This window comes from Vibrio hibernica (assembly GCF_015223435.1).
GTDB classification, from domain to species: domain Bacteria; phylum Pseudomonadota; class Gammaproteobacteria; order Enterobacterales; family Vibrionaceae; genus Vibrio; species Vibrio hibernica.
Genome location: NZ_VHKO01000077.1, coordinates 1 through 8,555, shown reverse-complemented (window position 1 = coordinate 8,555; position 8,555 = coordinate 1). Strand labels below are relative to the sequence as shown.

Sequence of the window (8,555 nt, the reverse complement as noted above, 5' to 3'; positions counted from 1 at the left end):
TACGGGCAAACTTTAGTGCTTACGGGCAAACTTTATTGTCTCTACACAATGACTTGTGCAGTGACAATAAAGCTTGCCCGTAAGAAAAAAATGAGACAATAAAGTTTGCCCGTAACAGAATTAAGTACCATTTCATAATAGTAGGATTGAGTCGCTTGGTGATCACACATTACATGATCACTTCCAAACACATTTTTGGACAGAAACGATTTAGTGCATAACGCTAAATCGTTATTATCAGATTGGGATAAGTATTGACAAATACGATTCATGATAATTAAGAGCTTACACTACATGTTCATAGAACACCCATATACCGACAACAATCAGTATGATTCCACCAAAGGTTTCTGCTCTTTTGCCAATAATACTACCTAAAATGCCTCCTAACATAACGCCAATCGTCACCATGATAAAGGTGGCTGAACCAATCAATAACGCGGCAATTTCAATTCTCACATCAACAAATGCAAGTCCGACTCCCACAGCCATAGCATCAATACTGGTTCCTATCGCGGTAAGCACTATCAATGCTAATAACTGTTTTTTAGGTTCGGAGTCATCATCTTCTTCTGTATTTTTAACGCTTTCGTAGATCATGTGGGTCCCTAATCCACATAACAAAAACATCGCAATCCAGTGATCCCACGACTCGACATAAGTTGAAGCTGAGCGGCCTATAAACCACCCAATAACAGGCGTAATCGATTCAATAACCCCAAAGATTAATCCTAACTTTAGAGCATAAGTCAGTGATGGTTTTTTTATTTTGACACCTTTGGTAATGGCTGCGGCAAACGCATCTGTTGACATTGCAAAGGCAAGAAGGATAAGAGCTAAGATATTCATTGTATTGTTCTCTCCGGCCAGACTAAGTGATTCCATACAATACATCCACACGCCTGACCATTTGGCATGGATATATCGATGGTCTCGCCAACCGAGAGGTGTTCGCACCATGGTGATTTCACCACCAATTATGTTGATACGAACTTTTCCATTAGCTGGAAACAGGCTACTCCCCAACGAAGTGACAAAATACTAACAAAGCAAATAAGCTTTAACAAACCCTAAGTTATAAAAACGAGAAAGATGGGAGCAGTTTGATTTTTTCTGGTGAAACTCGCCCCTTAAAATAACCTGAGTACAAGTGTTTACTTAGTTTGATTATCAAGATAATCTTAACTTAATTAATTTGATAATCAAGGTATGTCCACATGACATTGCATCGTTCAAAAATATGTCCTCAACAGCAGCATTTAAATAATCCCAATGACCAAGCAGAAAAACGCACCCTTTATGTACTCACTTTAACTGTAGTTACAATGATTATTGAGATTGTTGCAGGGACCATTTACGGCTCAATGGCTTTACTTGCTGACGGTTGGCATATGAGTACCCATGCCGCTGCATTCCTTATTACTTTGTTCACTTATCGATATGCCCGCAAGCACGCCAACAGTACGAGATTTTCTTTTGGTACTGGTAAGGTTGGAGCTCTTGGTGGCTTTAGTAGTGCCGTTGCCTTAACTTTAGTTGCTGTAATCATGTTAATTGAATCACTTCAGCGTTTTTGGGCTCCACAAGAAATCCACTTTAATGAAGCTATTTTTGTGGCTTGTTTAGGGCTATTGGTCAATTTAGTCAGTGCCTATTTACTTAAAGATGATCACCATCATCACCATGGACATGATCACGTTCACAGCCATGATCATAGTCATCACACTCATCATCACGACCATAATTTAAAAGCGGCCTATATGCATGTATTAGCAGATGCGCTGACTTCAGTCTTAGCCATAGTGGCACTCATTGCCGCAAAATTTTGGGGTTGGAATTGGTTGGATGCAATGATGGGTATTGTTGGTGCGGTGATTATCACTCGGTGGTCGTTTGGCCTAATAAAGCAAACCAGTCCAATATTACTTGATGGTAGTATCGACGAGCAATATTTAGACGCTATAATTCAAGCAGTCAAAAATGAAGATAAACAAAATCAGATCCATGATTTACATGTATGGAAAATTAGCAGTGATCATTACGCTGCAATGATGACAATACACTCAATAAATAACAAAACTGCGGAATATTACCGACAATTATTGCAAAAATTCGATAAAATCGATCACTTAACGATAGAAGTTAATTCTTAAGAGTAAACTTGAATATTTCCAGGTGTAACATGATAAAAAAAATGGCAACGCTTAATCACGAAATAATTGAATTCTACGATAAATTTTCGGCTTGGGAGCACGATATTGTCAAAGGGAAATCATTTAGTCTAGCGCAGATACATACCGTTGAGGTATTAGGCGCACACGGAAAAATGAGAATGAAAGCGTTGTCAGACAAACTTGGTATTACCACCGGCACATTAACCGTGCAAGTTGATAAATTAGTTGCTACCAATATAATTGAACGACACCCACATGAGACGGATCGACGCTCAATTGTTGTGGAGCTCACTAAGCTTGGTAAAGAGCTATATCACGAACATAATGATTTACACCTCGCACTAACCCAGAAAATAACCCAAAATTTATCCTCTGAACAAAAAGAATTATTACTTACATGTTTCACATCTATGAATCGTAATTTTCGGATAACTTAAATTAGGGCGGATCTGTAACAATTAGAAGAATAATTTATTATTGATATAAATTATTCTGGGGCAGATATGAGTTTGCCAACATCGCCCCAAATCGATCCCAATCAGCAAAGAAAACACTACTCCTATAAGAACTATGCTTTTTTTTAGTTCACCCACATATATATTTGATATTGACCATTATGATGAATGTTACACCCTTGGGGATTCATAACATTAAAGTTTGGAACTTTTCTCTAATGTAGAGCTTGATATTATGTGGCACCAAATGATTAAAAATAACAATAAAGATTGGAACTAATTTCAAGCTGCACCTCAAAAGTAAAATATTTGTGACAATAAAGTTTGGAACTTTAATCCAAAAATTCACTTGATTGGTTCTCAACCCTAACGGTGACCTCGCTTAACAAGCTTTTGGACAAAATCAATGCGTCCTGCATGGCTGTACTTTGAAAGCATTATGAAGGGACCATTCCGGAAACAGTCACTTAGCAAGTCTTAGATAGTAAAGAGGTAGCTTTCATACCTATCACCATACATATGGTAAAAACAATAATCGTGATACTGGCTCCACCCAAGCTTGCTACTGCTGGACCCGGGCATATGCCACCAATTCCCCAACCTAGACCAAAAATCGAAGCGCCCATGACTAATCTTTTATCTATTTTATTATTCTCAGGTGTACTGATATTTGAACCATTGATGCTTTGCGCACGAGGTTTGATTAGAAAATAGTGGAAAGGAACAAATACAGCAAGAGCCCCACCCATAACAAACGCTAAGCTAGGATCCCAACTTCCAGTAATATCAAGAAAAGAAAATATATTTTTAGGATCCACCATGCCTGAGACATTCATACCAATACCAAATAGCACTCCAGCAATCAGTGCAATGAAAAGTGTTGTGAACTTCATTATAAGGCCCCTAGGCTTTTGCGAATAAATACGACAAGGATAGCGACTGCCATGAATGTGCACGTAGCTACAATAGAGCGTTTAGAAAAACGTCCCATACCAATAATGCCATGACCACTCGTACAACCATTGCCTAGTCGTGTGCCGATGCCAACAAGCAAACCAGCTACAGCAACAACGGCTATATCCATACTGCTAAGATCAGGAAGTTGAAAACCTATTGGCGCGGTGAAAGCAATGCTTACGATCATTCCAATAACAAACATTAGTCGCCAAGCCCAATCGTCTTTTTTTGGGGAAAACAATCCGCCTATGATTCCACTGATACCTGCGACCTTTCCGTTAAATAGCATCAGTATACCTGCGGAAAGGCCGAGTAGTAAGCCACCTATTAAGGCATGCCACGGCATAGAAAACTCCATCTATATTTCCTCTTTTTGTTGTTGGCAAAATACATTGTGTAACGAACTCATCAATAACTCTACGCGAGAGTCTGCTAATGAGTAGTAGACTAATTGAGACTCTTTTCGGACTTTTACGAGCCCATGCCTTTTTAAAACAGTTAAGTGCTGAGAAAAAGCAGATTGACTTAAACTTGAACTTTCGCACAGCTCTGTAAACCCGACTTCACCTTGTGTCAGTTGGCACAAAACCATCAGACGTTCTGGGTGAGCCATTGATTTTAAAAACTCTGCAGCATCATTAGCGTTTGCACGCATATCTTCTATATTCATAAAACACCATACTGTCACTCATCGTGCTTATTCTGCCATCTAATTGAAATTAGTCAATTCTAATTAAGCAAATAAAACATTAGACTTTGCTAATTAACAAGTATAGATTAAACGGACTGCAACTAATCAAAAGGTTAATATCATGACAAAAATTGTAATTATCGGTGGAGTAGCCGGTGGTGCTTCAGCAGCTGCAAGAGCGCGTAGACTAAGTGAAGATGCTGAAATCATTATGTTTGAGCGTGGTCCATTTGTATCTTTTGCAAACTGTGGCTTGCCTTATCATATTGGTGGTGACATTCCTCAACGTGAAAGCTTGTTGCTCCAAACTCCTGAAAGCTTTCTTTCTCGATTCAATGTCGATGTAAGAGTAATGAATGAAGTGCTTTCTATTGACCGCGCATCAAAGACGATTCTTGTAAAGAATTTACTGGATGGCTCTGAATACTCTGAAAATTATGATTTTTTACTCTTGAGCCCAGGTGCAAGCCCAATTATTCCACCCATTGAAGGTCTTGATATCGATGATGTTCAGCCTTTAGTTCATTCATTGCGAAATATTCCAGACATGGATCGCATCCTTAACGTACTTCAAAATCGTGAAGTGAAACATGCAACTGTTGTTGGAGGTGGTTTCATCGGTTTAGAAATGATGGAAGCATTCCACCAACGTGGTATTCACACCACTCTACTTGAACTTTCTGATCAGGTAATGGGACCTGTTGATAAAGAGATGGCTGGTTTTGCTCATGCTGAAATCAAAGAAAAAGGCATAGATTTGCGTTTAGGTGTTGCTCTAGCGGGCGTATCTAAATCTGATAAAGACCATCTAGCACTTAAGCTAAGCGATAATTCGACTCTGGAAACTAACCTGCTGATCATGGCGATTGGTGTTAAACCTGAAATCAAATTAGCAGGAGAAGCTGGTCTCAAGATTGGTGAACTTGGTGGTATTTGGACAACACCAACTCTACAAACTAGTGATCCATCTATTTATGCTGTGGGCGATGCGATTGAAGAAGCAGACTTTGTGACAGGAGAATCAACGCTTGTTCCTCTTGCTGGCCCAGCAAACCGCCAAGGTCGTATGGCTGCTAATAATATGCTTGCTGAAAACGGTGCTGAGCTCGATACTTATCAAGGAACACAAGGTACAGCAATTTGTAAGATTTTTGATTTAGCAATTGCTTCTACAGGAAAAAATGAGAAACAACTTAAACGTGAGAACATCAGTTATGAGAAAGTTTACGTTCACACCGCAAGCCATGCAAGCTACTACCCGGGAGCTGAAACTGTATCACTAAAACTGCTGTTTTCTCCTGACAACGGTAAGATCTTAGGAGCACAGGCAGCGGGTAAAGATGGCGTTGATAAACGTATTGATGTTCTAGCAGTGGCACAGCGTGCAGGAATGACAATTGAACAGCTTCAGCATTTAGAGCTAACCTACGCTCCACCTTACGGCTCAGCTAAGGATGTTATTAACCAAGCGGCATTTGTTGCATCAAATATTCTTAAAGGCGATATCACTCCTATTCATTTTGATGAAATGGATGCTATTTCAGAGGACCAGATATTACTCGATGTGCGTAACCCGATAGAACTGCAAAACAATGGTTACATTGAGGGAGCAATCAACATACCTGTCGACGAATTACGTAACAGAATGGAAGAGTTGCCAAAAGACAAGGAAATCATTTTGTACTGTCAGGTGGGATTAAGAGGAAATGTTGCATACAATCAACTGGCTAACAATGGTTACAAAGTGAAAAACCTCATCGGTGGTTTTAGAACGTATAAGTTCGCATCCCTTTAAATAGTTAATGCATGAAAGGGACTGCACAAGGCTTTTGTTTGTGCAGTCCGAAATATGCAGTTTAAGCCAAAAGACAACATCGAAGTACTACACTCTTCAATATTAAATAGTCAACGCTATAGCTTCTCAGCAACCCTCCCCGCCCAATCTAAGATTGACTCCGTCGGAATTCCCGTAGGGTGGCCTTCAACTGATTTAGGGTGAGATATACCGATATGCTTTTTGAAGCCAAACATCGTATCCATTTCTTGTGTTGGCCACCCTAAAGATTTTGTCACTACGCCTTTTTTGATTCGAGAAAACTGCTCTTTCCAATTGCGGGTATCGTTCTGCCGCACGCATTTAGTTGAGATCCATTTATTCAGGCCTGTTACATCTATTTCAAGCAAGTGATTAACATGACCGTTCCGTTCAACGACAACGCAACGAATCGTTCTCTTTGCACCAGAGTCAATCAGATGGCATTTGCTACGCCCAACCTGATCCAGCTCGTGAGTGTAAGAATCAATGATTGTGCAGGTGTATTTTTCCTCTAGCATTTGCACCATCATGTTAAAGGCTGTAAAGCGAGAGGCATACTCCTCTGATGTGATCGAGTAATAAATTTGTTACTGAGTAATAAAGTATCATACTATTGATTATGACGTTTACCCCTGCTATTGTTAAATCAACATTAGCAGGGGTTTTTTATGCTCTCAAAAAAACAAGAAAAGTGGCTTAGAGAAGGTAGAGGTGAAGGTGAGCTGGCCGATTATAAGCCCTGGATAAGAGTCTCTGACATATCTTCATCAGGTCGCTCTCATAGAGTTTTCGGTCATAAAACAAAACGAACTCATCATTTACTCTCAGATTTAGAACTAGCTACATTTTTGTTTCTTGAATGGAGCCACACAGTTCTTGATATTAGAGAGCAATTTCCTCTCAAGTACGACGACACCCTTACAATTGCAGAAGAGAAGCAAGTTAAGCATCCGAGCGTTAGAGGTGATATACACATAATGACATCAGACTTCTATGTAGTCAGTTCCAATAAAAACTATAGCCAATTCGCATTACAAGCTAAATACTCAAAAGACTTAGATGATATTCGAACTATAGAAAAGCTGGAAATTGAACGTCATTACTGGCAATCCAAAGGTATACCTTGGCAAATAATTACTGAAAAAGATATTCCTAAAACTATCCAAAATAATATTGCGTGGCTATACCCAGAGTCGAATAGTGAGATTACTCTTAACATTGATCTGCTCCAGCCAGACTGGACACTTCATTAAGCGACATTTTGCTGTTCAAAGTTAACAGGGCTTAGATACCCAAGAGCACTGTGCCTTCTTGTCCGATTATAATCAACCTCTATGTACTCGAAGATCGTTTGACGCATCTGGTCTCTCGTCATAATCGACTCATATTGGATCGCTTCAACTTTCATCGAATGGAAGAAGCTCTCAACACAAGCATTGTCCCAGCAGTTTCCTTTCCTACTCATACTTTGCTTTAGATTATAAACAGTTATGAGGTCTCGATAATCTTTTGAGCAGTACTGACTACCTCGATCACTATGAACGATAACCTGCTCAGGAAATTCGCGACGGAACAAAGCCATTGATAGAGCATCACAGACCAGCGTAGCCGTCATTCTGGTATCCATAGACCATCCGATTACTTGTCTTGAGTAAAGGTCAATAATTACTGCCAAGTACAACCAGCCTTCGCTTGTCGCAACATAGGTGATGTCTCCCGCCCATTTTTCATTCGGAGCCGCTGCGTTAAAGTTCTGAGCCAGCAAGTTTGGAGCAACTGGCATTTGATGCTTGCTGTCTGTCGTGCACTTAAATTTACGTGCCGCTTTCGGCGTTAAATCTTGACGCTTCATACTGGCCGCAATGGTTTTCACATTGTGGTTATCACCGCTCTCAGACAGTTCTTTTTGGATTCGCCTTGAGCCATCTCGGCCTTTGCTGTTATCAAAAGCTTCTTTGACCTTTGTATCAAGCTCTTGGCGAACTGCCTCGCGTTGGCTAGCCTTATGGCGATGTTTAACCCAGTAATAAAACCCACTTCGGGATACCCCGAATACCTTAGCCATACGTACAATATTGAAGTACATCAGGTGTTCGAGCATAAATTCGTAGCAATTTACTTTAGATTTTTCGCGAAGTAGGTGGCGGCCTTTTTTACAATTTCTAGCTCTTCTGCTTGCTCAGCCAACTGCCTTTTGAGCTTGGCAACCTCTGCGGCTAGCTCTTGTTCTCGCTGACTAGTATTGGTGTCTTTCTTCGAGTTCTTCCGCCACCCGTAGATTTGAGATTCATGTAAAGAAAGCTGCCTTGCAGCCGCAGCTACTCCCACTCTCTCTGCTAGTTTTAGGGCTTCTGCTTTAAATTCAGGGGAATGTTTAATTCTAGTTTTCTTAGTTGTCATTGTTCACCTCGTTAGTGATTGTACTCACTTAACTCAGTGTCCAAAACAGCTGGAGCGGATCA

At 40.2% G+C, this 8,555-nt stretch carries 10 protein-coding genes and 1 riboswitch; of the genes, 4 read left to right on the top strand and 6 right to left on the bottom strand.

Going from position 1 to position 8,555, the window contains the following annotated elements:
- Positions 1 to 285 precede the first annotated feature (285 nt).
- Positions 286 to 885, bottom strand: a complete 600-nt coding sequence (locus FH976_RS14890; RefSeq protein WP_228767465.1) for a manganese efflux pump MntP — start codon at positions 883 to 885, stop codon at positions 286 to 288.
- A riboswitch (yybP-ykoY riboswitch) is annotated at positions 859 to 1,041 on the bottom strand. (Overlaps the previous gene by 27 nt.)
- Positions 1,042 to 1,217: 176 nt before the next feature.
- Here FH976_RS14890 and dmeF point away from each other — a divergent pair.
- Together dmeF and FH976_RS14880 are read left to right on the top strand one after the other, a co-directional pair.
- On the top strand, positions 1,218 to 2,153 hold the full coding sequence (gene dmeF, locus FH976_RS14885) for a CDF family Co(II)/Ni(II) efflux transporter DmeF (RefSeq protein WP_194091583.1): 936 nt from the start codon (positions 1,218 to 1,220) through the stop codon (positions 2,151 to 2,153).
- Between the two features lie 32 nt (positions 2,154 to 2,185).
- On the top strand, positions 2,186 to 2,611 hold the full coding sequence (locus tag FH976_RS14880; protein ID WP_324187444.1) for a MarR family winged helix-turn-helix transcriptional regulator: 426 nt from the start codon (positions 2,186 to 2,188) through the stop codon (positions 2,609 to 2,611).
- 485 nt (positions 2,612 to 3,096) lie between these two features.
- Here the strand turns inward: FH976_RS14880 and FH976_RS14875 are convergent, their stop codons facing one another.
- Genes FH976_RS14875 through FH976_RS14865 form a run of 3 tightly spaced genes read right to left on the bottom strand, consistent with a single transcriptional unit; the run spans position 3,097 to position 4,256 of the window.
- Entirely contained in the window at positions 3,097 to 3,522 is a 426-nt protein-coding gene (locus tag FH976_RS14875) for a DUF6691 family protein (protein ID WP_194091580.1), read from the bottom strand.
- Positions 3,522 to 3,944 carry a YeeE/YedE family protein gene (locus FH976_RS14870; protein WP_194091579.1) on the bottom strand — a complete coding sequence of 141 codons (423 nt, stop codon included), beginning with the start codon at positions 3,942 to 3,944 and terminating at the stop codon, positions 3,522 to 3,524. Before FH976_RS14870 ends, FH976_RS14875 begins: the two co-directional genes overlap by 1 nt.
- Positions 3,945 to 4,256, bottom strand: a complete 312-nt coding sequence (locus FH976_RS14865) for an ArsR/SmtB family transcription factor (RefSeq protein WP_194091577.1) — start codon at positions 4,254 to 4,256, stop codon at positions 3,945 to 3,947. It lies immediately after the preceding gene.
- Between the two features lie 142 nt (positions 4,257 to 4,398).
- On the opposite strand from FH976_RS14865, the gene FH976_RS14860 reads away from it, so the two are divergent.
- Positions 4,399 to 6,072 (top strand): FAD-dependent oxidoreductase, encoded by a 1,674-nt coding sequence (locus FH976_RS14860; protein ID WP_194091576.1) that lies wholly within the window; start codon positions 4,399 to 4,401, stop codon positions 6,070 to 6,072.
- A gap of 116 nt (positions 6,073 to 6,188) precedes the next feature.
- Here FH976_RS14860 and FH976_RS14855 read toward each other — a convergent pair whose 3' ends face one another.
- A complete protein-coding gene (locus FH976_RS14855; RefSeq protein WP_407701657.1) occupies positions 6,189 to 6,665 on the bottom strand; it encodes a Tn7-like element transposition protein TnsE in 477 nt (158 codons plus the stop codon).
- Between the two features lie 96 nt (positions 6,666 to 6,761).
- Between FH976_RS14855 and FH976_RS14850 the strand changes: the two genes are divergently transcribed.
- Positions 6,762 to 7,346, top strand: coding sequence for a TnsA endonuclease N-terminal domain-containing protein (locus FH976_RS14850; RefSeq protein ID WP_194091575.1), 585 nt, complete (start codon positions 6,762 to 6,764; stop codon positions 7,344 to 7,346).
- On the opposite strand, the gene FH976_RS14845 is transcribed toward FH976_RS14850, so the two are convergent.
- A protein-coding gene (locus FH976_RS14845; RefSeq protein ID WP_194091574.1) for an IS3 family transposase occupies positions 7,343 to 8,493 on the bottom strand; the annotation gives its coding sequence in 2 pieces (ribosomal slippage) (positions 7,343 to 8,250 and positions 8,250 to 8,493; 1,152 coding nt in all). The genes FH976_RS14850 and FH976_RS14845 overlap by 4 nt on opposite strands.
- Positions 8,494 to 8,555 lie beyond the last annotated feature (62 nt).

What these genes read in the sequence shown, in the direction of transcription:
- FH976_RS14860 (WP_194091576.1), top strand. Translation starts at nt 4,399, where the DNA reads ATGACAAAAATTGTAATTATCGGTGGAGTAGCCGGTGGTGCTTCAGCA.
- FH976_RS14875 (WP_194091580.1), bottom strand. Translation starts at nt 3,522, where the DNA reads ATGAAGTTCACAACACTTTTCATTGCACTGATTGCTGGAGTGCTATTT.
- FH976_RS14890 (WP_228767465.1), bottom strand. Translation starts at nt 885, where the DNA reads ATGGAATCACTTAGTCTGGCCGGAGAGAACAATACAATGAATATCTTA.
- FH976_RS14865 (WP_194091577.1), bottom strand. Translation starts at nt 4,256, where the DNA reads ATGAATATAGAAGATATGCGTGCAAACGCTAATGATGCTGCAGAGTTT.
- FH976_RS14870 (WP_194091579.1), bottom strand. Translation starts at nt 3,944, where the DNA reads ATGGAGTTTTCTATGCCGTGGCATGCCTTAATAGGTGGCTTACTACTC.
- dmeF (WP_194091583.1), top strand. Translation starts at nt 1,218, where the DNA reads ATGACATTGCATCGTTCAAAAATATGTCCTCAACAGCAGCATTTAAAT.
- FH976_RS14850 (WP_194091575.1), top strand. Translation starts at nt 6,762, where the DNA reads ATGCTCTCAAAAAAACAAGAAAAGTGGCTTAGAGAAGGTAGAGGTGAA.